At 64.6% G+C, this 23,166-nt stretch carries 22 protein-coding genes; 14 read left to right on the plus strand and 8 right to left on the minus strand.

Annotated elements, in window-relative coordinates; all coding sequences use genetic code 11:
• The first annotated feature begins 325 nt into the window (after positions 1–325).
• Genes VW23_RS11070 through VW23_RS11080 form a run of 3 tightly spaced genes read left to right on the plus strand, consistent with a single transcriptional unit; the run spans position 326 to position 3,209 of the window.
• Positions 326–1,369, plus strand: coding sequence for a ligase-associated DNA damage response exonuclease (locus VW23_RS11070; RefSeq protein WP_244513509.1), 1,044 nt, complete (start codon positions 326–328; stop codon positions 1,367–1,369).
• Complete coding sequence (locus VW23_RS11075; RefSeq protein ID WP_069909626.1) at positions 1,366–2,943, plus strand: cisplatin damage response ATP-dependent DNA ligase; 1,578 nt, start codon at positions 1,366–1,368, stop codon at positions 2,941–2,943. The genes VW23_RS11070 and VW23_RS11075 overlap by 4 nt, the downstream gene beginning before the upstream one ends.
• Positions 2,944–2,951: 8 nt before the next feature.
• Entirely contained in the window at positions 2,952–3,209 is a 258-nt protein-coding gene (locus VW23_RS11080; RefSeq protein WP_069909627.1) for a UvrB/UvrC motif-containing protein, read from the plus strand.
• Here the strand turns inward: VW23_RS11080 and VW23_RS11085 are convergent, their stop codons facing one another.
• From VW23_RS11085 to VW23_RS11100, 4 genes are read right to left on the minus strand one after another with little or no spacing between them, the layout of a single operon-like run.
• Positions 3,210–3,470, minus strand: coding sequence for a Txe/YoeB family addiction module toxin (locus tag VW23_RS11085; RefSeq protein WP_069909628.1), 261 nt, complete (start codon positions 3,468–3,470; stop codon positions 3,210–3,212).
• A complete protein-coding gene (locus VW23_RS11090; protein ID WP_069909629.1) occupies positions 3,467–3,721 on the minus strand; it encodes a type II toxin-antitoxin system Phd/YefM family antitoxin in 255 nt (84 codons plus the stop codon). The genes VW23_RS11085 and VW23_RS11090 overlap by 4 nt, the downstream gene beginning before the upstream one ends.
• 36 nt (positions 3,722–3,757) lie before the next feature.
• Positions 3,758–4,147, minus strand: a complete 390-nt coding sequence (locus VW23_RS11095) for a MerR family transcriptional regulator (protein WP_069909630.1) — start codon at positions 4,145–4,147, stop codon at positions 3,758–3,760.
• Positions 4,134–5,849 (minus strand): long-chain-fatty-acid--CoA ligase, encoded by a 1,716-nt coding sequence (locus VW23_RS11100; protein ID WP_069909631.1) that lies wholly within the window; start codon positions 5,847–5,849, stop codon positions 4,134–4,136. Before VW23_RS11100 ends, VW23_RS11095 begins: the two co-directional genes overlap by 14 nt.
• Positions 5,850–6,152: 303 nt before the next feature.
• On the opposite strand from VW23_RS11100, the gene VW23_RS11105 reads away from it, so the two are divergent.
• The 10 genes from VW23_RS11105 (at position 6,153) to VW23_RS11150 (ending at position 18,452) form a co-directional block, all read left to right on the plus strand.
• Positions 6,153–8,639: an acyl-CoA dehydrogenase gene (locus VW23_RS11105; RefSeq protein WP_069909632.1), complete on the plus strand. Its 2,487-nt coding sequence runs from the start codon at positions 6,153–6,155 to the stop codon at positions 8,637–8,639.
• A 72-nt stretch (positions 8,640–8,711) separates the two neighbouring features.
• On the plus strand, positions 8,712–10,682 hold the full coding sequence (locus VW23_RS11110; protein ID WP_244513511.1) for a 3-hydroxyacyl-CoA dehydrogenase NAD-binding domain-containing protein: 1,971 nt from the start codon (positions 8,712–8,714) through the stop codon (positions 10,680–10,682).
• 1 nt (position 10,683) lies between these two features.
• Positions 10,684–11,967, plus strand: a complete 1,284-nt coding sequence (locus VW23_RS11115) for an acetyl-CoA C-acetyltransferase (RefSeq protein WP_069909634.1) — start codon at positions 10,684–10,686, stop codon at positions 11,965–11,967.
• 44 nt (positions 11,968–12,011) lie between these two features.
• Positions 12,012–12,395, plus strand: a complete 384-nt coding sequence (gene relB, locus VW23_RS29455; RefSeq protein ID WP_244513513.1) for a type II toxin-antitoxin system RelB family antitoxin — start codon at positions 12,012–12,014, stop codon at positions 12,393–12,395.
• Positions 12,396–12,398: 3 nt separating this feature from the next.
• The gene (locus VW23_RS11125; protein WP_069909635.1) at positions 12,399–12,674 is read left to right on the plus strand and encodes a type II toxin-antitoxin system RelE/ParE family toxin; all 276 of its coding nucleotides are present in this window, start codon (positions 12,399–12,401) and stop codon (positions 12,672–12,674) included.
• 231 nt (positions 12,675–12,905) lie between these two features.
• A complete protein-coding gene (locus VW23_RS11130; protein WP_425285204.1) occupies positions 12,906–14,513 on the plus strand; it encodes a peptide ABC transporter substrate-binding protein in 1,608 nt (535 codons plus the stop codon).
• Positions 14,514–14,618: 105 nt separating this feature from the next.
• Positions 14,619–15,542 carry an ABC transporter permease subunit gene (locus tag VW23_RS11135; RefSeq protein ID WP_069909636.1) on the plus strand — a complete coding sequence of 308 codons (924 nt, stop codon included), beginning with the start codon at positions 14,619–14,621 and terminating at the stop codon, positions 15,540–15,542.
• Entirely contained in the window at positions 15,542–16,459 is a 918-nt protein-coding gene (locus VW23_RS11140; protein ID WP_084645940.1) for an ABC transporter permease, read from the plus strand. The genes VW23_RS11135 and VW23_RS11140 overlap by 1 nt, the downstream gene beginning before the upstream one ends.
• Before the next feature lie 2 nt (positions 16,460–16,461).
• A complete protein-coding gene (locus VW23_RS11145) occupies positions 16,462–17,445 on the plus strand; it encodes an ABC transporter ATP-binding protein (RefSeq protein ID WP_069909637.1) in 984 nt (327 codons plus the stop codon).
• Entirely contained in the window at positions 17,445–18,452 is a 1,008-nt protein-coding gene (locus VW23_RS11150) for an ABC transporter ATP-binding protein (RefSeq protein WP_069909638.1), read from the plus strand. The genes VW23_RS11145 and VW23_RS11150 overlap by 1 nt, the downstream gene beginning before the upstream one ends.
• A gap of 41 nt (positions 18,453–18,493) precedes the next feature.
• On the opposite strand, the gene VW23_RS11155 is transcribed toward VW23_RS11150, so the two are convergent.
• The gene (locus tag VW23_RS11155; protein ID WP_069909639.1) at positions 18,494–18,982 is read right to left on the minus strand and encodes a response regulator transcription factor; all 489 of its coding nucleotides are present in this window, start codon (positions 18,980–18,982) and stop codon (positions 18,494–18,496) included.
• Positions 18,983–19,138: 156 nt separating this feature from the next.
• Between VW23_RS11155 and ykgO the strand changes: the two genes are divergently transcribed.
• Positions 19,139–19,264: a type B 50S ribosomal protein L36 gene (ykgO, locus tag VW23_RS11160; RefSeq protein WP_055046235.1), complete on the plus strand. Its 126-nt coding sequence runs from the start codon at positions 19,139–19,141 to the stop codon at positions 19,262–19,264.
• A 236-nt stretch (positions 19,265–19,500) separates the two neighbouring features.
• On the opposite strand, the gene VW23_RS11165 is transcribed toward ykgO, so the two are convergent.
• The 3 genes from VW23_RS11165 to VW23_RS28190 all read right to left on the minus strand — a co-directional run bounded on the left by VW23_RS11165 (position 19,501) and on the right by VW23_RS28190 (position 23,059).
• Positions 19,501–20,889: a M20/M25/M40 family metallo-hydrolase gene (locus VW23_RS11165; RefSeq protein ID WP_069909640.1), complete on the minus strand. Its 1,389-nt coding sequence runs from the start codon at positions 20,887–20,889 to the stop codon at positions 19,501–19,503.
• A gap of 104 nt (positions 20,890–20,993) precedes the next feature.
• On the minus strand, positions 20,994–22,430 hold the full coding sequence (gene pyk / locus VW23_RS11170) for a pyruvate kinase (RefSeq protein ID WP_069909641.1): 1,437 nt from the start codon (positions 22,428–22,430) through the stop codon (positions 20,994–20,996).
• Positions 22,427–23,059, minus strand: a complete 633-nt coding sequence (locus VW23_RS28190) for a DUF1036 domain-containing protein (protein ID WP_244513520.1) — start codon at positions 23,057–23,059, stop codon at positions 22,427–22,429. The genes pyk and VW23_RS28190 overlap by 4 nt, the downstream gene beginning before the upstream one ends.
• Positions 23,060–23,166: the final 107 nt, after the last annotated feature.

Below are 23,166 nucleotides of genomic sequence, written 5' to 3' on the forward strand. Positions count from 1 at the left end.
TTGTCATCCCAGCTTTCGCTCATGTGCGCTAAGTTAGGGTGGTGCCCCACCCACCGGGTCATTCCCGCGAAAGCGGGAACCTCTGTTTTCTTGGCCTGCGGCACGATCGCAAACGGAGTTCCCCGCTTTCGCGGGGATGACACCGAGTTTGGGGGACCTGCAGAGCCTCGGGTCGCATACCCGGCGTCACCCATTGGCAGCTAAGGTGGCGTCCATTAGGCCAACCGAAATCGCTAACTTAGCGCATATGAGCTTTCGCTGGGATGACATCCGGTGGGGTGGGGAGTGCCTGCTCATCCACCCACGTCTTGAACCGGCGGGCGAATTGTCCGTTACTCTGCGCATGCCCGCTCCGTTCCTCGATCGCGACCTCTACGTCCGCCCCATCGACGCCTATATCGATCCACCGGTGCCGCGAGCCCTGGCGATCATCACCCATGGCCATGCCGATCATGCCCGCTCGGGCCACGGTGCAGTGCTTGCCACCCCCGACACCATCGCCATCATGAAGGCTCGGTACGGCGAGGATTCGGCCGGCCAGTTCCAGCCGCTCGAGTTCGACACGCCGTTACAGGTCGACGACGTCACCATCACGCTGAAGCCGGCCGGTCACATCCTCGGCTCGGCGCAGGTGCTGCTGGAGCATCGGGGTCAGCGCATCGTCGTCACCGGCGACTATAAGCGGCTGCCGGATCGGACGGCGCAGCCGTTCGAGCTCACCGAGTGCGACCTCCTGGTGACCGAAGCGACGTTCGGCCTGCCGGTGTTCCAGCACCCCGATCCGCTTGACGAGATCGGCCGGCTGCTGCGCTCTGCCGCTGCCTTTCCGGATCGGGCGCATGTCATCGGCTGCTACGCGCTGGGCAAGGCCCAGCGGGTGATCGCGCTGCTGCGCGACGCCGGCTATGACGCGCCGATCTACCTGCACGGGGCGATGATCCGGCTGTGTGAACTCTACATCGCCCGCGGCATCCCGCTCGGCGTGCTCAAGCCGACGCTCGGCACCAGCAAGACCGAGCTCGCCGGGCAGATCGTCATCGCGCCGCCCTCGGCCATCAAGGATCGCTGGAGCCGCCGGCTGCCCGACCCGGTGCTGGCCGTCGCCTCGGGCTGGATGAGCGTCAAGCAGCGGGCCCGGCAATCCGGGGTCGAGCTGCCGCTGGTGATCTCCGACCATGCCGACTGGAACGAGCTGCGCCAGACCATCGCCGAAACCAAAGCCGGCAAGGTCTGGGTGACGCATGGGCGCGAGGATGCGCTGGTCTACCACTGCCGCCAGCAGGGGCTCGAGGCGGAGCCGCTCAACATCCAGGCGTTCGAAGAGGGGGAAGAGGGCGAGCCGGACGCGCAGGGGGAGCTCGAGGAGTGAGGCGCTTTGCCCAGTTGATGGAGCTCTTGGCGCTCACCCCGTCGCGCAACCGCAAGCTCGAGGCGCTGACGCAGTATTTTGCCGAGACGCCGGACCCGGACCGCGGTTTCGCGCTCGCCATCCTCACCGGCGCCTTGACCTTCAAGAACGTCAAGCCGGCGATCCTGCGCGATGTCGTCCTTGCCGAGGTCGACCCGCATCTGTTCGGGCTCAGCTACGACTATGTCGGCGACCTCGGCGAAACCATCGCGCTGATCTGGCCGCATCATGGCGGCACCGAGCCGCTGCCCTCGCTCGCGGACCTGGTCGAACTGTTCAACATGACCAGCAAATCCGAGCTGCCGCGCCTCATCGGTTCGCTGCTGACGCGGGCGAGCATCAACGAGCGCTGGGCGCTGGTGAAGTTCGCCACCGGCGCGCTGCGTATCGGCGTCAACGCGCGGTTGGCGAAGACCGCCTTGGCTGCGATGAGCGGCAAGGACCTGCAGGAGATCGAGGAGGTGTGGAACGGCCTCAGCGTGCCCTACACCGACCTGTTCGACTGGCTCAGCGGTAAGGCCGAGCGGCCGGATATCGATCATACCGCGCGCTTCCATCCGCTGATGCTCAGTAACCCGATCGACGAGGGCAAGGATCTCGAAAAGCTCGACCCGGCAGACTTCGTCGCCGAGTGGAAATGGGACGGCATCCGGGTGCAGCTGATTGCGTCGAAGGGCAGGGTGTCGCTGTTCTCGCGTACCGGCGACGATATCGCCGCCGCCTTCCCCGATGTGACCGAGAGCGTCTTTGGCGACGCGGTGCTCGATGGCGAGCTGCTGGTCGGGGCGGGGTTCGAACCGTTGCCGTTCAACGACCTGCAGCAGCGGCTCAATCGCAAGGTGGCGACGGCCAAGCACCTCGCCGACTACCCGGGTTTCATCCGCGTCTACGACATGCTGTTCGACGGCAACGAGGATATTCGCGCCCTGCCGTGGAGCGAGCGGCGGCAACATCTCGAGAGGTGGTTCGAAAAGAACCCGCAGACCCGGCTCGATCTCTCGCCGGTGCTGAGCTATCGCGACTGGGAGGACCTCTCCGAGATCCGCCGCCGCGGCGCGGCCGAGCAGGGGCACGAAGGGGTGATGGTGAAGCTGAGGAGCGCGCCCTACCTGCCGGGTCGCCCCAAGGGCTTTTGGTACAAATGGAAGCGCGACCCGAACGTCGTTGACGCCATCCTGATGTACGCGCAGCGCGGCCACGGCAAGCGCTCGTCGTTCTACTCGGACTACACATTCGGGGTCTGGAAGGGGAACGAGATCGTGCCGATCGGCAAAGCCTATTTCGGCTTCACCGACGAGGAACTGAAGCAGCTCGACAAATGGGTGCGCAACAACACCGTCGCCAGCTTCGGCCCGGTGCGCGAGGTGTCGAAGGAGCTGGTATTCGAGGTGGCGTTCGACAGCGCCCAGCAATCGGGCCGGCACAAATCCGGCATCGCGCTTCGCTTCCCCCGCATCAGCCGGATAAGGTGGGACAAGCCGGCCAGCGAGGCCGCAACGCTCGACGAAATGCAGGCCTTTTTGACCGCTAGCTGAGGCCGGACATGTCGCTCGCCGCCATCGAAAGAAAGATCATCGCGCTCGAAGGCGAAATGCTCGCCGCGGTCACGCGTGAGGATTTCGAGAAGGCGGCACGCCTGCGCGACGAGATCGCGGCGCTCAAAGGCGGCGCGGTCGTCCGCCAGCCGCCGCCGGGCGAAATGGGGCTCGGCACGCAGGTTCCGGTGGTCGAGCCGCCCAAAGGCTGGAAGCGGCCCAGGAAGCCGGACCTGATGACCAATGTGAAGCCGCGGAAGCGGTAGCTACTTGTGGTAGTGGAAGCGACACTGCGCGATAAGGAGATCGCCTCTATCGACGCGATAGACGAGGCGGTGCTCCTCATCGATCCGGCGTGACCACCACCCCGAAAAGTCCTCTCGCAATGCCTCGGGCTTACCGATCCCGCTAAACGGGGAACGGATGCAATCCTCGATCAGTCGATTGAGGCGTTTGAGCATGGCTCGATCATTCTGCGCCCAGTACTGGTAATCTGCCCACGCGTCCTGGTCGAAGATGATCCTCACTCGATAAGCTTCCGAGGCGTCCCTTCTCCAGCATCGAAACGGGCAATCGCCTCGCGCAGACGGCGAGCATTCTCAGGACTCTTGAGCAAGTGCTGTGTCGCTTCCCAGGAGCCGAACTCCTCAAGCGACATGACGATCACAGCGGGCTTGCCGCCCGAGCGTGTGACGATCAGCGGTTCACGATCGTTCTCGACGCGATCGAGTTCGTTGGCGAGGTTCTTGCGAAAATCGGTGGCATTGGTGGCGCGCATATCAATACTATACGTAATCACGTACAGAAATTCAACCTAAGCCCCGACCCGCTCCCCTGCGAGCTTCTTGATCTCCCGGAGCTCGCCGATCGTTGTCTCGAGGTCGGCCTTCTGCCGCTCGAGCAGGCTCAGCCGCTCGTCCACCTTGGCGACCAGGAGCTTGGTCTGGGCGGTCTGCGACTGGGCGTCGTAGAGGCTCAGATAGTCGGAGATATCGCGCAGCGAGAAGCCCAGCCGCTTGCCGCGCAGGATCAGGATCAGCCGGGCGCGATCGCGGCGGCGAAACACCCGAGTGCCGCCGACGCGCTCGGGGTTGAGCAGGCCCTTGGCCTCGTAGAAGCGGATGGCGCGGGTCGAGATGCCGAACTCGTGGCTGAGGTCGGCGATGGCGAACAGGTCGCGATTTTCGGATTCAGGCCGGTTCATGCTTGTTCTTGCGCTGGGCGTATTCCTCGCGCAGCTCCTTCTTGCTCAGCTTGCCGATCAGCGTCTTGGGCAGTTGCTCCTTGAAGATGATTTCCTTGGGCATCTCGATCTTGTTGAGCGTTTCGGCAAGGAATTTCTTGAGTTCGGCTTCGCTGACCTGCTGGTCCCGCTTCAGCTTGACGAAGGCCACTGGCGCTTCGCCGCGATATTCGTCGGGCACACCGATGACGTTGACCTCGTCCACCGCCGGATGGTGCAGCATGGCTTCCTCGATGGTGCGCGGATAGACGTTGAAGCCGGAGCAGATGATCAGGTCTTTGATCCGGTCGACGAGGAAGACATAGCCATCGCTGTCGACGTAACCGACGTCGCCGGTGCGCAGCCACCCGTCCATGAAGGCATCTTTGCTGGCCTCGGGGTTGTTGTAATAGCCCAGCATCACCTGCGGCCCCTTGACCTGCAGCTCGCCGCGCTCGCCCAGCGGTACTGTTTCGCCGGTGTCGATGTTGACGAAGCGGATGTCGGTGCCGGGCAGTGGCTGGCCGATCGACAGCGGTTTGCTGGGGACGCGCAGCGCCGCGCAGCACACCACCGGTGACGCCTCGGTCAGCCCGTAGCCTTCTGCCAGCAGGGCATTCGAGACCTTGCTCCAGTTGTGGCGCACTTCGTCCGACAGCGGCGCGCCGCCCGAAACCGTCACCTCGACCGAAACCAGGTGCGGCTTGGCCTTGTCGCCGGCTTTGGAGAGCGCCTGCACCAGCGTCGGTACGGCCACCAGAATGTTGGCGCCGGTGCGACTCATCAGGTCGAGAAAGGCTTTCAGCTCGAAGCGCGGCAGCATCACCACCTGGCCACCCGCCGCCAGCGGCGTGTTGAGGCAGGCCGTCATCGAGAAGATGTGGAAGAACGGCAGCACCGCGACGGTGCGCGATGGCGCCCTGAACAATCCCAGTGCCCAATGGTCGATCTGGCTGAGATTGGCCGCAATGTTGGCATGGCTCAGCATGGCGCCCTTGGGCAGTCCGGTGGTGCCACCGGTATATTGTTGTACCGCCACGTCCTTTGCGGCATCGACCGCCACCGGCGTCGGGCTCAGCTTGCGGTCGATCAGCTTATCGAAATGCACCACCTTGGCGGCGATCCGGCTCTTGTCCGGCTTGCTCATGTCCTTGGCCTTGGCGAGGCTGTAGAGCAGCTTCTTGAGACCGGGCAGAGCATCGGGGAAATGGCAGACGATGAGCTTTTTGACGTGGCCGGCGTCGACCAGTTCCTCGGCCTTGTCGAACAGCAGCTTCAGGTCGAGCGTCACCATCAGTTCGGCGCCGGAATTGCCGACGATGTGGCTCAGTTCCTTGACCGTATAGAGCGGGTTGCAGTTGACCACGATGCCGCCGATCCGCAGCACGGCGTAATAGGCGATGACGTAGAACGGGGTGTTAGGCAGCAGCAGCGCGACACGGGTGCCCTTCTTGACCCCCAGTTCGCTCTGCAGCGCCCCGGCAAAGGCGTTGATCAGCCGGGCCAGTTCGCCGAAGCGGGTTTTCTTGCCGAGGAAATCCAGCGCATCGGCATCGGGCGTGCGCGCACAGGTGGCGAGTATCGTCTCGTGCACCGGGGTGGTGTCGATCGGCACATCCCAGGAAATGCCCGGGGGATAGTGCTCGGTCCACGGGCGCGTGGCGCCCGCCGCGGTGTTGGCCATCTGCTTCCTCCTCAGGCTTTTGGCGCCCGTTGTTGAGAAATATCCCATCAATTGACGTTAGCGTCAAACGGAGGACGTAGCTCGGCGAGCGTTTGGGTTGAACCAGGCAGGGAAGCGCGAGGCCGTTGCTCGATACAGTTAAGGTCCATTGGTTGACGTATACGTCAACCGTTGCTATTTTATGGTGATGGCGCCTGCCCGGGCAGTACAATCGGCAACAAGAATCGGACCGGGTGCGTTGTTGAGCGGGGGCTCATCTCGCTTTTCGACGATGCGCTACGGCCTTTCTCGAGGAGAACGTGCATGGTCTGGGCGTTGCTGATCCTGTCGATTATCGCCTTCGCGGTGCTGGCGATGCGCCGTGCGCCGCTCTGGCAATGGGCAGTGGTGGCGCTGGTCGGCGGCGCGCTCACCCGCATCTCGACAGATAACGGTCTCTGGCTGATGACGGACGTGCCGGGCTGGGTGTTTGCTCTGCTGCCGGCCGTCATCCTCGGTCTGCTTTCCCTCGTGCCCGTCCGCAAGGCGGTGCTTTCCGGCCCAGCCTACGGCCTCGTCAAATCGATCCTGCCGCGCGTCAGCCGCACCGAGCAGGAAGCGCTCGATGCCGGCACCGTCGGCTGGGATGCCGAGCTGTTCTCGGGCCGGCCGGACTGGAGCAAGCTGCTTGGGGTGCGGAAGCCCACCCTCTCGACCGAAGAGCAGGCCTTCCTCGATGGGCCGTGCGAAAAAGTCTGCGCCATGATCGACGACTGGGACACGCGCAACAACCGCGCCGACATGCCCCCGGCGGTCTGGACCTACCTCAAGGAGCAGGGCTTTCTTGGCATGCTGATCGGCCGCGAGCATGGCGGGCTCGGCTTTTCGGCGCAGGCGCAGAGCCAGGTGGTCAGTAAGATCGCCTCACGCTCGATTGCTGCCGGGATCACCGTGATGGTGCCCAACTCGCTGGGACCAGGCGAGCTGCTGGAGAAATACGGCACCGAGGAACAGAAGAAGAAGTATCTGAGCCGCCTTGCCAGGGGGCAGGAAGTGCCGTGCTTTGCGCTAACCGGCCCGCATGCGGGCTCTGACGCGGCAGGCATGCGCGATGTCGGCGTCGTCTGCTACGACATGTATGACGGGAAAAAGACGCTGGGGGTGAAGCTCAGCTGGGATAAGCGCTACATCACGCTGGCGCCGGTCGCGACGCTGCTCGGCCTCGCCTTTCACCTGCACGATCCGGATCACCTCATCGGCGAGGTCGACAATATCGGCATTACGCTGGCGCTGGTTCCGGCCAAGCACAAGGGCGTCAAGATCGGCCGCCGCCACTACCCGGCCCGCTCGGCCTTCATGAATGGCCCGACCCAGGGCCGCAACGTCTTCATCCCGATGGATTTCCTGATCGGCGGCACCGAATATGCCGGGCAGGGCTGGCGCATGCTGATGGAGTGCCTCGCTACCGGCCGCGCCATCTCGCTGCCGGCCATCGGCACCGTCTCGATCAAGCACGCACTGCGCGTCACTTCGGCCTATGCCCGCATCCGCCGGCAGTTCGGCATCCCGGTGGGCCTGATGGAGGGCGTCGCCGAGCCGCTGAGCCGCATGGTGCGCTTCGCCTATACCTACGAGGCGTCGCGCGGCCTCACCGCCTCGATGGTCGACGAGGGGCAGCGCCCCTCGGTGCTGTCGGCGCTGCTCAAGTACCGCACCACCGAAGCAATGCGGCTCGCCTTCAACGACGCCATGGACATCCATGGTGGTCGTGCCGTGCAGGATGGCCCGACCAACTACCTGTTCTCCGGCTACATGACGACGCCGGTGGCGATCACCGTCGAAGGCGCCAATATCCTGACCCGCACGCTGATCACCTTCGCCCAGGGAGCGCTCAGGGCGCACCCGTACCTCTATGCCGAGATCTCGGCGGCGCAGAACAAGGACCGGAAGGCCGGCATCGCCGCCTTCGATGCCGCCTTTGCCGGCCATGTCAGCTTCATGCTGCGCAACATGGTGGGCAGCTTCCTCCATGCGGTCAGCTTCGGTGCCTTCGCCTCGACCCCGGTCGATCACGAGATGGCGCGCTGGTACAAACAGCTCAGCCGCTACAGCCAGAGCTTTGCGCTGTGCGGTGACTGGACCGTGGCTTTTCTCGGCGGCGACCTGAAGCGCAAGCAGCGGCTCTCGGGCCGCATGGCCGACATCCTCTCCGACCTGTACCTCCTCTCCTCGGTGCTGCGGCGCTACGAGGATGACGGGCGGCTCGCCGAAGACCGCCCGGTGGTGGAAGCGGTTGCCCGTGACCTCTGCTATTCGCTGGAGCAGAGCTTTGCCGCGGTGTTCGCTAACTTCCCGAACTTTGTGCTGCGGAACTTGATGCGGGTTCTGGTGTTCCCCCTTGGCCGCCACGCCAAGCCCGCTTCGGATCGCGAGACCTACCGGCTGGCGCGCTCGGTGATGGCTCCCGGCGCCTTCCGCGACCGGCTGACCAAGGGAACGTATGTCTCGATGGACCCCAAGGATCCGACTGGCGTGCTCGAAGACGCGCTGCTCAAGGTCACCGGCGCCGCCGAGATCGAGACCAAGTTCGTGCGTGCCATCAAGAAGGGCGTCGTTGAGCGCCGGCTCGATCGCGATGCGATCAGCGATGCTGTGGAAGCGGGCGTGTTGACCGAGGCCGAAGCGGCAACGCTCCGGCTGGCCGACCAGGCCACCGACCGGGTGATCAAGGTCGACGACTTCGATTTCGATGAGCTGGGTTCCAAGCAGTTGCGCCGCGAGCCGGCGCCTATCGACGCCGCCGCCGAGTAGAGACCCCGAGCGTTTCGGGAAAGTCGCAGACTTTTCCGGTTCGAAAGCGCTCTAGAGAACGAGGAGCCGGAAGTGGCCCATCCGCAAATGCCCAGCAGCCGTGCCTGGAACTTCGATCTCGATTTCGAGGGGATTGGCTGGCTCACCATCGATGTCCCCGATGCGCCGGTGAATACGCTGAGCCGCGAAACCCTGTCGGAGCTGATGGGCATCGTCAGCGCGCTCGAGGAACTGGCGAATAGCGGCGAACTCAAGGGCGTGGTGCTGCTGTCGGGCAAGGACTCCGGCTTCATCGCCGGGGCCGACGTCACCGAGTTCGACGACATGACGGACCCCGGCGTGCTCAGGGCGGCGCTCGATCGGGCGCATGCGCTGTTCAACCGGATCGAGGCGCTGAAAGTGCCGTTGGTTGCCGGCATTCATGGCTTCTGCCTCGGCGGCGGGCTCGAGCTGGCACTCAGCTGCCAGTATCGGATCGCCGTCAACGACGACAAGACGCGCATCGGCTTCCCCGAGGTCAATCTCGGCATCTTCCCGGGTTTCGGCGGTTCCGGCCGCTCGATCCGGCAGGCCGGCCCGGTCGATGCGATGCAGATCATGCTGACCGGCAAGCTCCTGCGCGCCGGCCAGGCCCGCCGCATGGGGCTGGTCGACAAGCTGGTGCGCCACCGCGACACGCTGCGCTGGGAAGCCCGCAAGGCCGTGCTGCAGAACAAGAAGAGCAGCGAGGCGCCCTTCGCCAAGCGCGCCGCCGCTTTCGGCCCGGTGCGCGGCTACATCGCCAACAAGATGCGCGAGGAGGCCAGGAAGAAGGCCAACCCGGCGCATTTCCCGGCGCCCTACGCGCTGATCGACCTGTTCGAGGAACACGGCAATAACTGGCGCGCCATGACCGAGGGCGAGGCCGAGCGCTTCATCCCGCTGATGGAATCGGCGACCTCGACGAATCTCCGCCGGGTGTTCTTCCTCTCCGAGGGGCTCAAGAAGCAGGGCGTGCGCGGCAAGGATAAGCCGGTGTTCCGCCGCGTCCACGTGGTCGGCGCCGGCGTGATGGGCGGCGATATCGCAGCGTGGTGCGCGCTCCGCGGCATGGGGGTGACGCTGCAGGATCTCGACATGGAGCGGATCAAGCCGGCGCTCGAGCGGGCGAAGAAACTGTTCAAGAAGCGGCTCCGGACCAAGACCGAGATCGACAATGCCGTGGCCCGGCTCGAAGCCGATGTCGCCGGCAAGGGCATCGCCCGGGCCGACGTGATCATCGAGGCGGTGGTCGAAAAGCTCGAGATCAAGCACAAGGTGTTCATCGACGCCGAGCTCAAAGCCAAGCCCGGAGCGATCCTTGCCACCAACACCTCCTCGATCGAACTCGAGCGCATCGCCGAGGGGCTGACCAATCCGGGCCGGCTGATCGGGCTGCATTTCTTCAACCCGGTAGCGCAACTGCCGCTGGTCGAGGTGATCCGCTCGAGCTTCAACTCCGACGACGACATCGCGCGCGGCGCCAGTTTCGCGCTCGCCATCGGCAAGTCGCCGGTGGTGGTGAAATCGGCGCGCGGCTTCCTCGTCAACCGGGTGCTGATGCCCTACATGCTCGCCGCCGTGCAGCGGGTCGAGGGCGGCGCCAACAAAGAGCAGATCGATGCTGCGGCTGTCGCCTTCGGCATGCCGATGGGGCCGATCGAGCTGATGGATACGGTCGGGCTGGATGTCGGCAAGTTCGTCGCCGAGGAGCTCGGCAGCCCAGTGTCGCCGGCCAGCGATTTCGCCCGGCTGATCGCCGAGAACAAGCTCGGCCGCAAGAGCGGGCAGGGGTTCTACACCTGGACCAACGGCAAGGCGGTGAAGGGCGAGGTGCCACCGCATCCGGACCTTGCGGGGCTCGGGCGCGAACTGGTGCAGCCCTTGGTCGATGCCACCGAAATCGCCGTGGCCGAGGGCGTGGTCGCTTCGGCCGACCTCGCCGATATCGGCGTCATCTATGGGACCGGTTTCGCGCCGTTCCTCGGAGGGCCGATGCAGGCCCGCAAGGACGGGAGAGCCTGAGATGGCCGAACTGCGTAAAGTCGCCATCGTGGGCTCGGCCCGCATCCCGTTTGCGCGTGCCTATACCGGTTATGCCGAGGAGGGGAACCTCTCGATGCTCGGGGCGGCGCTGGGCGGCCTCGTCGACAAGTACAACTTGAAGGGCGAGGCGATCGGCGAAGTGATGGCCGGCGCTGTGCTCAGCCACAGCCGCGACTTCAACCTCGCCCGCGAGGCAAGCCTCGATGCCGGCCTATCGCCGCGCACCCCCGGCACCAATGTGCAGATCGCCTGCGGGACCTCGCTGCAGGCGGCGCTGTCGCTCGGCGCCAAGATCGCCATCGGCGAGATCGACAGCGGCATCGCTGCCGGCTCCGACACGGTGTCGGACAGCCCGGTAGTGTTCGGGGACAAGTTCCAGCACCGCATGATCGAGCTCAGCCGGGCCCGCACCACGGGCGAGAAGTTCAAGGTGTTCAAAGGCTTCAACCTCGGTGAGCTGACGCCGATCGCCCCCTCGACGCAGGAGCCCCGCACCGGGTTGTCGATGGGCCAGCATTGCGAGCTGATGGCCCGGCAATGGGAGATTTCGCGTGAGGAGCAGGACGCGCTGGCGCTGAAGAGCCACCACAACGCCGCCCGCGCCTATGACGAGGGTTTCCACGACGACCTGATCGTGCCGTTTGCCGGTGTGCTCAAGGACAATAATGTCCGCGCCGATACCAGCCTCGAAAAGATGGCGACGATGAAGCCGGCCTTCGACAAGAGCTCGGGCAAAGGTACGCTGACGGCGGCCAACTCCACCCCGCTGACGGATGGCGCCGCTTCTGTGCTGCTGGCCAGCGAGGAGTGGGCCAAAGCGCGTGGCCTGCCGGTGCTCGCTTACCTCACCCTCGGCCAGGTGGCGGCCAACGATTTTGCGCATGGCGAGGGCCTGCTGATGGCGCCGACTATCGCCGCCTCGGAAATGCTGCGCCGCTCGAACCTCAGCTTCCAGGACATCGATCTGTTCGAGATCCACGAGGCGTTTGCGGCGCAGGTGCTGGCGACGCTGAAGGCGTGGCGCGACCCCGACTACAACCGGAACGTGCTCGGTCGCGAGACGCCACTGGGCGAGATCGACCCCGACAAGATCAATACCAAGGGCTCGAGCCTCGCCTATGGCCACCCTTTCGCCGCCACCGGCGCCCGCATTCTCGGCCTCACCGCCAAGCTGCTCAACACCACCGAAAAGCAGCGTGCCCTGATCTCCGTCTGCACCGCCGGCGGCATGGGCGTGACGGCGCTGGTCGAGCGGGCGGCATGACAGGATCGGGCTTTCATCCTATATTGGGGTGGTAGGAGTTCATGATGGCCGAAGGCAAGAAGCTCGACCCAATCGTCTCCGAGTTCGAGACCGAGGAACAGGCAGCGTCATATGACCGCTGGTTCAAGGCCAGGGTGCAGGCCGCGATCGATGATCCGGGCGAGTTGATCCCGCATGACGAGGTCATGCGGCGGATGGACGAAGTCATCGAGGCTGCTGCCCAGCGAGGTGCTAACATGCCGAAGAGCAACAAGCTCGATCCTATTATCTCCGAGTTTGAGACCGAGGAAGAAGCTGCAGAGTACGATCGGTGGTTCCATGCCAAGGTTCAGGCGTCGCTTGACGACACCAGCCCTGACATCCCGCACGATGAAGCCATGGCTCGCGTCAAGGCAGCCATCAAGGCAGCGGCAAAGAAGCGAGCCTGAGCCGTGCTGCTGATCGCGTGGAGCAAAGGCGCCCTGCGCGATCTTGAAGACATCACTACCTACATCGCGGTCGACAATGAGGCGGCCGCCGAGCAGCTCAGAGAGCGCATCGAGGAGTCGGTGCTGCCAGCGGCTGCGCACCCATATCTGTTTCGCCCCGGCCGCAGGAATGGCACCCGCGAGGTCGTCGCCCATCCCAATTACATTGTCGTCTATCGCGTTCTGGCAGATCGCATCCGGGTGATCGCTGTGATCCACACCCGGCGACGCTATCCCTGATGGCGATAAGGCCCGCGCCAGCCACAAACTATCCACAGCCAAGTATAGTTTCCCACGCCTCGTGTAACACTTGACGCTTACGTCAATGTCCCGCTTGTCAGCGAAAACCTGATGCCATAGGGTCCGTACCCAATCCGGCGGTTTCGACCAGTCGGCACAAAAAGAGGCATGGCATGCTAATCGCCGTGCCCGTCAGGAAATGTCTTTCATGGAGATGGGACAAGAATGAAAATAACACAGGTCCTCAAAGCGGTGACGACCGCCGGCGCGTTGGCGCTGATGATGTCGAGCGCGGCATTGGCCGTGACGCTCAACCTCGGCAATGGCAGCGAGCCCGGCTCGCTCGACCCGCACAAGGCCTCCGGTGACTGGGAGAACCGGATTATCGGCGAGCTCTATGAAGGCCTCGTCGCCGAAGATGCACAGGCCAACGCGATCGCCGGTCAGGCCGAGTCCTGGACCATTTCGGACGATGGCCTCGTCTACACGTTCAAGCTCCGTGCTGACGCGAACTGGAGCGACGGCGTTCCGGTGACGGCGCAGAACTGGGTCGATGCGTTCCAGCGGCTGTTCGACCCCAAGACCGCGGCGGAATACGCCTACCTGCAGTTCCCGATCAAGAATGCCTCCAAGATCAATGCCGCTGAAATCACCGATTTCAGCCAGCTCGGCGTCAAGGCCATCGACGACAAGACGCTTGAGATCACCCTCGAAGCCTCGACCCCGTTCTTCCTCCAGGCACTGACCCACTACACCGGCTATCCGATCCGCAAGGACATCATCGAGAAGTTCGGCGACCAGTGGACGCAGCCCGACAACATCGTCGGCAACGGCCCCTATAAGCTGGTCGAGTGGGTGCCCGGCTCGTACCTCCGCGGCGTCAAGTCCGACACCTATTACGGCAAGGACAACCTGAAGATCGACGAAGTCCGCTGGGACAACACCGAAGATCTGACCGCCGCGCTTAACCGCTACCGCGCCGGCGAGCTCGATATCCTGACCGACTTCCCCGCCGACCAGTACAAGTTCCTGCAGGATAACTATCCTGGCCAGGCCCATGTCGCGCCGTTCCTCGGCATCTACTACTACGTGCTGAACCAGTCCAAGCCCCCGCTGGATAACGTCAACATCCGCAAGGCGCTGTCGCTCTCGGTGCTGCGTGACGTGATCGGGCCGGACGTGCTCGGCACCGGCGAACTGCCGGCTTATGGCTGGGTGCCGAATGGCACTGCCAACTACGAAGGCACGCCGTACGCGCCCGATTGGGCCGAATGGCCGTATGACCAGCGCGTCGAAGAAGCCAAGAAGCTGATGGCGGAAGCCGGCTACACCCCGGAAAACCCACTGAAGCTGCAGCTGCGCTACAACACCAACGAGAACCACCAGCGCATCGCCGTGGCCATCACCGACATGTGGAAGCAGATCGGCGTCCAGGTCGAGCTGTTCAACGCCGAGACCGCCGTGCACTATGACGCACTGCGTGCCGGTGACTTCCAGGTTGGCCGTGCCGGCTGGCTGATGGACTACTCGGATGCGAGCAACACGCTCGATCTGCTGAAGACCGGCACCACGCAGGAAGGCGTGATGAACTGGGGCAACAACTACGGCCGCTACTCCAACCCGGACTTCGACAGCCTGATGGATCAGGCCTCGAAGGAACTCGATCTGGTGAAGCGTTCGGACCTGCTGCACCAGGCCGAAGCCAAGGCGATGGACGAGTTCGCCGCCATCCCGATCTACTGGTACGTGTCCAAGAACGTCGTCTCGCCCAAGATCACGGGCTTCGAAGACAACGCCAAGGATATCAACCGTATCCGCTGGATGTCTAAGTCGGAGTAACCGGCTCAACAGGGACCGCGGGGCGTACCCCCGCGGTCCCAGATTGCATTTTGCCGCCGGCTTACGGCGTTGCCCCGCGGGCTGGCGGGAAAGGTCACACACAACATGTTCGGATATGCGCTCAGGCGCGTGCTGACGGCTATCCCGATCGTCCTGATCACGATTACCGTCTGCTTTTTCATCCTCAGGCTGGCGCCTGGCGGGCCGTTCGACGGCGAGCGCGCGCTGCCGCCCGACGTGATGAAGAACCTCAGGGCCCACTACAATCTCGATCAGCCGCTGATCTCACAGTACTTCATCTATCTGGGTGGGGTGTTCCGCGGCGATTTCGGTCCATCCATGGTGATGGAAGATTTCTCGGTGTCGCGGCTGATCAGCATCGGGCTGCCCTTCACGCTGATGCTTGGCTTTTCGGCTTTCGTCGTCGGCACCGTCGCGGGCATGATCGCCGGCGCCGTCGCTGCCGTGCAGCAGAACAAGTGGCCCGATTACCTCCTGGTGGCGATCGTGCTCATCGGCATCATCATCCCCAATTTCCTGATGGCCAACCTGGTGCAGCTGTTCTTCGGGGTGTACCTGCGCTGGCTGCCGGTCGGGGGGTATCAGCCGGGCTCGATCGCGCATCTGGTGTTGCCGGTGCTGATCCTGTCGCTGCCGCATGGCGGGCGTGTCGCGCGGCTGGTGCGGGGCTCGATGATCGAGGTGCTGGGCACCAACTATGTGCGCACGGCGCGGTCGAAGGGCCTCGGCACGCGCCTGATCCTCGCACGGCACGCCTTGAAGCCGGCCCTGCTGCCGGTCGTGTCCTATCTCGGGCCCGGCCTCTCCTACCTGCTCACCGGTTCGCTGGTGGTGGAACAGGTGTTCGCGCTGCCCGGCATCGGCAAGTACTTCATCAGCGCCGCACTCAACCGCGACTACGGGCTCGTTCTGGGCACCACCATTCTCTACGTTTTCATCATCCTGGCGCTGAACCTGATCGTCGACGTCCTCTACGCCTGGCTTGATCCCAAGGTGAGGTACCGCTGATGGCCGGGATTACTGGCAAGGACGCGGCGCTGACCGCCTACGCCAACGCACTGGCGACTGAGGCGCCCAAGGGGCGTTCGCTGACGCAGGATGCGCTGCGTCGCCTGTTCAACAACAAGGCGGCGCTGGTCTCGATCTTCGTGCTCACCGCCATCGTGCTGTTTGCATTGGTCGGGCCGTATTTCCTGCCCTGGGCCTACGACAAGATCGATTGGGCCGGCATCCGCAAGCCACCCGACTGGGCCAAGGGCCACTATTTCGGCACCGACCAGAATGGCCGCGACATGCTGGCCCGGACGCTGCAGGGCACGCAGATGTCGCTGTTGGTAGCGGGCGTCGCCACCTTCGTTTCGGTGGTGATCGGCATCCTCTATGGCGCCATTGCGGGCTATTTCGGCGGCAAGATCGACGCCGTCATGATGCGCTTCGTCGATATCATGTACGCGCTGCCCTACATCCTGTTCGTCATCATCCTGGTGGTGATCTTCGGGCGCTCCCCGGTGCTGCTGTTCGTGGGCATTGGCTGCCTCGAATGGCTGACCATGGCCCGCATCGTGCGCGGGCAGACGCTATCGATCAAGCAGCGCGAGTTCATCGAGGCGGCGAAGGCCGGTGGGGCAGGGCCCTTCACCATCATCTTCCGCCATATCGTCCCCAACCTCACCGGTCCGGTGGTGATCTATGCGACGCTCACCATTCCCGAGATCATCATCACGGAGAGCTTCCTCTCCTATCTCGGCCTCGGCGTCCAGGAACCGCAGACCTCGCTCGGCACGCTGATCTCGTTCGGCGCTCCGGTGGCGGAGGCGCTGCCCTGGATGCTGTTCACCCCGGCCGCCATCCTCGTCACCATGCTGCTCTGCCTGTCGTATCTGGGCGACGGCCTGCGTGACGCGCTCGACCCCAAGGACCGATAGACATGGCCAATGTGCTTGTCGTCGACAATCTCGACGTAACCTTCGCGCTGCACCAATCCGAGGTGAAGGCGGTTTCCGACCTCGATTTCACCCTCGCCGAGGGCGAAACGCTCGCCGTGGTGGGCGAGAGCGGCTCGGGCAAGAGCCAGGCGTTCCTCTCCATCATGGGGCTCCTGGCCCGCAACGGCAAAGCCTCGGGCCGCGCCATGCTGGGCGACGTGAACCTTATCGGCATGGCGCCGGACAAGCTGGACAATTATCGCGGCAAGGATATCGCGATGATCTTTCAGGATCCGATGACCTCGCTGAACCCAACGCTCCGGGTCAAGACGCAACTTGCCGAAGTGCTGGTGCGGCACCAGGGCTTTACCGCGGAAAAGGCCCATCGTGCCGTGATCGAGATGCTCGAGCGGGTCGGCATCCCCGAGCCGGTGAAGCGTGCCAACGCCTATCCGCACGAGCTTTCGGGCGGCATGCGGCAGCGCGTGATGATTGCCATGGCGCTGCTCTGTAAGCCCCGGGTGCTGATCGCGGACGAGCCGACCACGGCGCTCGACGTGACCGTGCAGGCGCAGATGCTCGACCTGTTCAAGAATCTCACCAATGATTTCGGCACCGCGCTGGTGCTGATCACCCACGACCTGGGGGTGGTGGCCGGCGTCGCCGATCGGATGATGGTGATGTATGGCGGCCGCTGCATCGAGAAGGGGCCGACCGACACGCTGTTCTACGACCCGCGCCATCCCTATACGCTGGGGCTGCTGCACTCGACGCCGCACGTGGCCAAGCGCGCCAAGCGCCTCGATCCGATCCAGGGCCTGCCGCCCAGCCTCGAGCACCTGCCCAGGGGCTGCGCCTTCCACCCGCGTTGCGCCTTCCGCTTCGAGCGCTGCTTTGAGGAACGGCCACCACTGCTGCCGGTGGAGGATGTGCGCGAAAAGGCCTGCTGGTACCAGGGTGAACTCAAGTACGAGGCGGTGGCATAATGCTCGATCGTACCGAAGACCTGTTGAAGATCGAGAACCTCTCGAAGAACTTCTCCATTTCCGCCGGCCTGTTCGCCAAGCCCTTTCAGCTGCGTGCGCTGCAGGATATCAGCTTCACCGTCAAGCGCGGCGAAACGCTGGGTATCGTGGGCGAGAGTGGTTGCGGCAAGTCGACGCTCGGCCGCTGCATCCTGCAGCTGCTGGCCCCGGACGAGGGGCGCGTGCTGTGGCTGGGGCAGGACATCACCAAGCTGCCGGCCGAGGAGATGCGCAAGAAGCGCCGCGACCTGCAGATCATCTTCCAGGATCCGCTGGCCTCACTCAATCCGCGGATGACCGTGGGCGAGATCATTGCCGATCCGCTCAAGACGCTGATGCCCGAGATCGACGCCAAGGGCCGGCGCGAGCGGGTGCTGCGGACCATGGAGGCGGTCGGCCTGCTGCCGGAAATGATCAACCGCTATCCGCACGAGTTCTCGGGCGGGCAGGCGCAGCGCATCGGCATCGCCCGGGCGCTGATCAGCGAGCCCAAGCTGATCGTCTGCGACGAGCCGGTATCGGCGCTCGACGTCTCGATCCAGGCGCAGATCCTCAACCTGTTGAGTGATCTGAAGGACGAGTTCGGGCTGACGCTGATCTTCATCTCGCACAATCTGAGCGTGGTGCGGCACGTTTCCGACCGCATCCTCGTGCTCTATCTCGGCCGGATCGTCGAGCTCGCCGATGGCGACGACCTCTATGAGGATCCCAAGCACCCCTATACCAGGGCGCTGCTGACCGCGGTGCCGATCCCCGACCCGAAACGGGCGCGACAACGCACCATCGAGGGGCTGGTGGGCGAAATCCCGTCGCCGATCAACCAGCCCTCGGGCTGCACGTTCCGGACGCGCTGCCGCTTTGCCGAGGAGCGCTGCGCCCAGGTCAGGCCACCGCTCGAAACCCTTGCCAATGGGCGGCGGGTTGCCTGCATCCGCTGGCAGGAACTGGACCTCAACGGCGGCGCCTGACGGTTGAGTCACCGGCATTGCCGCTGGATTGCGCTGCCGCGCTAGGCGCGGTTTCGGCGTTCGCCGCCCTTGGGCACGGCGCGCTTGCGGCGGCGATCGGGGCCGACAAAGGCCTTGGCTTCGATGAAGGGTCGCGGCGCCGCCAGCATGGCGACCAGCCGGCTCTCGATGTGCTGGGTGGCGAAGGGCTTGCGCAGGAACTCGGTGACGCCGGAGTCGCGCGCGGCGGCGATTTCGGCGGCATCGGGAGCGGCCGACATCATGATGACGGGCGTATCGCGGTTCAGCCCTTCGGAGGCGGCGCGCAGCGCTTTGACCACGGCAACGCCACTCATCGGCGCCAGCACGTCGTTCAGCATGATGGCGCCGAAGCGATGGGTCTGCAGCAGCATGGCTGCCCCATCGGAGCTCTGCACCTCATCGATGCGGCGCACCTTGAGGTGGCGCAGCATCTGGCCGATCAGCGCTCCCATGTGCGGCGAGGGATCGACGACGAGCACATCGAGCTTGGAAAAGCTGGGTTTCTGCATTCGATCAGTGTCGCATCGGCGCCTTGCCGACCGGTTAATCGCCTTAGCCCGGAAAACCAGCGGAAGGACGTTGACAGCAAGGGTTTTTGCCCTTAATCACGGCCCCAATTCGAAGGGCGCGCGGCGCCTGTTTTTATTTCAGTTCCGAGGTTCGGCATGAAAGTCACCAACTCGCTCAAGGCTCTGATGGGTCGCCATCGCGCCAACAAGCTCGTGCGCCGCCGCGGCCGCGTGTACATCATCAACAAGGTGGACAAGCGCTACAAGGCCCGCCAGGGCTGAGCTGCTGCTCACGACTGCACGTAGTTTGAAAAGCCCGCGCAAGCGGGCTTTTTGCTGTTTGGGTATTCGATCCGGCAGCCCACCACCGGCCGCCATCGCGGCGGAGGCCGGGACCCAGTGCTCATGACCTCCACCGGCGCGATCTGGCCGACCTTGCCGCGATGGACCGGTTGGGTTCGTGCCTCGAGCAGTGGGTCCCGACTTTCGTCGGGATGACGGCCGGTGGGTGGGTCGCCCTACCCCGCAAATCCCGCGATGATGCGCAGCCAGGAGCGGATGCCCTTGTGGAAGCTCCTCAGGTCGTACTTCTCGTTGGGCGAGTGGATGCGGTCGTCGTCGAGTGCGAAGCCGATCAGCAGCGTGTCGAGCCCCAGGGTCTTCTTGAACTCGCCGGCCACCGGGATCGAGCCGCCCGAGCCGATCAGCGCCGCCTCATTGCCCCACTCATCCTTGAGCGCCGCCGCGGCCTTGGCGACGAACGGGCCATCGGTCGGCACCGAGACCGCGGGCGCGCCGCCGTGCTCGTGGAAGCTCGCGGTGGCGTCGGGCGGCAGCCGGTCGGTGACGTGCTTGCGGAACGCGGCGCGGATCTTCTTTGGGTCCATGCCGGAAACCAGGCGGAACGAGATCTTGGCGCTGGCCTTGGCCGGGATCACGGTCTTGAAGCCGTCGCCGGTATAGCCGCCGCTGATGCCGTTGATCTCGCAGGTCGGGCGTGAGCGGGTCTGCTCGAGCACCGAACGGCCCTGTTCGCCGGCCGGTGTGGTCAGCCCGGCTCCACGCATGAAAGCCGCCTCGTCATAGGGCAGGCGCTTCCACTGCGCCGCGATCTCGGCAGGGAGCTCCGCGACGTCGTCGTAGAAGCCTTCGACCGCCACGCTGCCATCGGAGTTGCGCAGCGAGGCGATGATATCGGCCAGCACCTGGATCGGGTTGCGCGCGGCGTTGCCGTACATGCCGGAGTGGAGGTCATGACTGGCGCAGGTGATCACCACCTCCTCGCCGACGAGGCCGCGCAGCGAGGTGACGATCGAGGGCGTCTCGCGGTTCCACAGGTCGGTGTCGCAGACCAGCGCGATGTCGGCGCTGCCGAGCTCGGCCTTGTTGGCTTCGAGGAAGCCAGGCAGGCTCTTGCCGCCCGACTCTTCCTCGCCTTCGAAGAACAGCGTCACCTTGATCGGCAGCGCGCCGTTCACCGCCTTCCAGGCCCGGCAGGCCTCGACGAAGGTCAGGAGCTGCCCCTTGTCGTCGGAACTGCCGCGCCCGACGATGCGGGTCTCGCCATCCTCGCCCTTGACCAGCGTTGCGGCGAATGGGTCGGTGGCCCAGAGGTTCAGCGGATCGACCGGCTGCACGTCGTAGTGGGCGTAGAACAGCACGTGCGGTCCATCAGCCGTCTGGTCGTGCGCCACCACCATCGGGTGCCCGGGGGTCGGGCGCACCGAGGCCTCGAAGCCCAGCGCGTTGAGATCTGCCGCCAGCCAGTCCGCGGCCCTATGCACTTCGCCGGTATAGGCCGGATCGGTGGAAATCGACTTGATCGCCACCAGCGTCTTCAGCCGCGCGACGCTGTCGTCGAGATGGGCGTCGGCATGGGCGAGGGCGGCGTCGAGGGCGGTGGACATCAGGGCAATCCGTTACTGAAAGCGAAAATCCCTCCCCCGGTTGGGGACGCTATGGCGTCCCCTAGAGGGGAGGGATCGAGAAGGTACAGCCTAGGCAGGCAGGATCAAGAGGATCCGGCGCCATCCTGGCGGACGAAGGCAATGCGCAGCATGTTGGTGGCGCCGGGGGTGCCGAGCGGGATGCCGGCGGTGATGGCGATACGGTCGCCCGGGCGCGCGAGGCCTTCGTTGTAAGCGATGACGCAGGCGCGATCGACCATGTCCTCGAGGTTCACCGCATCGGGCGATTCCACACAGTGGATGCCCCAGACCACCGACAGGCGGCGGACGGTACGAAGGTTCGGCGACAGTGCCAGGATCGGCTTACTGGGCCGCTCGCGGGCGGCGCGGATGGCGGTCGAGCCGGACGAGGTGTAGGTGACAATGGCGGCCAGATCGAGCGTTTCGGCCACCTGGCGGGTCGCCGCGGAGATCGCGTCGGCCGCGGTTGCTTCGGGCTCGGCGGCCTGGGCACGGATGATGCCGCGATAGTTCGGATCGCCTTCGACCGCTACGGCCACCTTGTTCATCATCGCCACGGCTTCGACCGGGTACTGGCCCGAAGCGCTCTCGGCCGAGAGCATGACGGCGTCGGCGCCTTCGAACACGGCGATCGACACGTCGGAGACTTCAGCGCGGGTCGGCACCGGCGAAGTGATCATCGATTCCAGCATCTGGGTGGCGACCACCACGGGCTTGCCGTAGCGGCGGGCGATACGGATCATGCGCTTCTGCAGGCCCGGGACCTGCTCGAGCGGCATTTCCACGCCGAGATCGCCGCGCGCCACCATGAAGGCGTCGCAGAGCTTGATGATCTCTTCCAGCCGCTCCACCGCTTGCGGCTTCTCGATCTTGGCCATGACGCCGGCGCGGCCCTGGACGATCTTCCTAATATCGATGATGTCTTCGGGGCGCTGCACAAAGCTGACGGCGATCCAGTCAGCTTCCGCCTCGAGGCCCTTCAGGAGGTCGGCGTGATCCTTCTCGGTCAGCGCCCCCATCGGCAGCAGCGTATCGGGCAGGCTCACGCCCTTCTTGTCGCTCAGCTTGCCGCCATAGATCACCTCGGTCTCGACTTGTCCGCCGCCGACCTTGGTGGCGCGGAGCTGGAGCTTGCCGTCATCGAGCAGCAGGCGATCGCCCACCGAGACGGATTCGAGGATTTCCGGGTGCGGCAGGAACACACGCTCGGCGGTGCCCGGCGCTTCCGAGCTGTCGAGGGTGAACTTGCCACCGGCGACCAGTTGCACAGCGCCTTCGGCGAAGCGGCCGACGCGCAGCTTTGGCCCCTGCAGGTCGACCAGGATGCCAATCGGGTGGTGCAGCCGCGCTTCGACATTGCGGATGAAGCCGACGGTCTGCTTCAGCAGCTCATGGCTGGCGTGGCTCATGTTGATGCGGAAGACGTCCGCACCGGCACGCGCCAGCTTCTCGATCGTAGCTTCGTCGTTGGACGCGGGGCCCAGGGTGGCGACGATCTTCACGCGTCTCAAGCGTTTCATTCGGAATCTGCACCTTCATCAGTAGGAGTGTCGTCGGCCGGCTGGTCGCCGCCGTCGGTCGGCATGTCGCCCTCGAGTGGCACGGCTTCGCCGGTGGGGCCGGTGTCGCCGCTGACGACCTCGCCATCGGTGAGCTGCAGCGTCCAGTCGCTGCGATTATCGGTATCGACTTCGAAGAAGCCGGTGCGTTCGTAGCCGCGCGCCAGGCAATCCTCAACACCGAAGATGGTGAAGGTCTCGTCGCGGGTGCACATGAACACGCTGCCGTCCCAGGCGCCGCCGCTGACGTCGTCGGCGGCGTAGACATAGTAGTAGCGACGAGCTTCGAGGTTACCGCGATAGATGGTGACGCAGTTATCGGGTTCGGCCACCCACCAGCCTTCGGACTGCCAGCCCTTCTCGGCGCGATAGCCGAAGGCGACGGAGACCTTGTTGCCGGTCTCGTTGCAGACGCGGAAGCTGCCTTCGCCGGTCTCGGCGCTCTGGTCAGCAGAGGTTTGAGACTGGGCCTGCTGGGCCTGCGCCGAGGCAGCACTGAGCGGCGCGTCGGCACGCGGCAGGAAAACCCAGATGGTGATGGCTACGAACGCTGCGGCGAGCACACCAGCGATGGCCAGGATGTAGCGCAATGGACCGTCCGGGTTGGATTGCCTGAAATCGTTTGCAGCGCGCGAGGTGTTTGTGCTCAGCGCTCCGTCCGCTGTCAACCGGTAAACGCGGCTTTTGTCGGAATTAC

The sequence above is a fragment of the Devosia insulae DS-56 genome (assembly GCF_000970465.2).
Taxonomy (GTDB): Bacteria; Pseudomonadota; Alphaproteobacteria; order Rhizobiales; family Devosiaceae; genus Devosia_A; species Devosia_A insulae.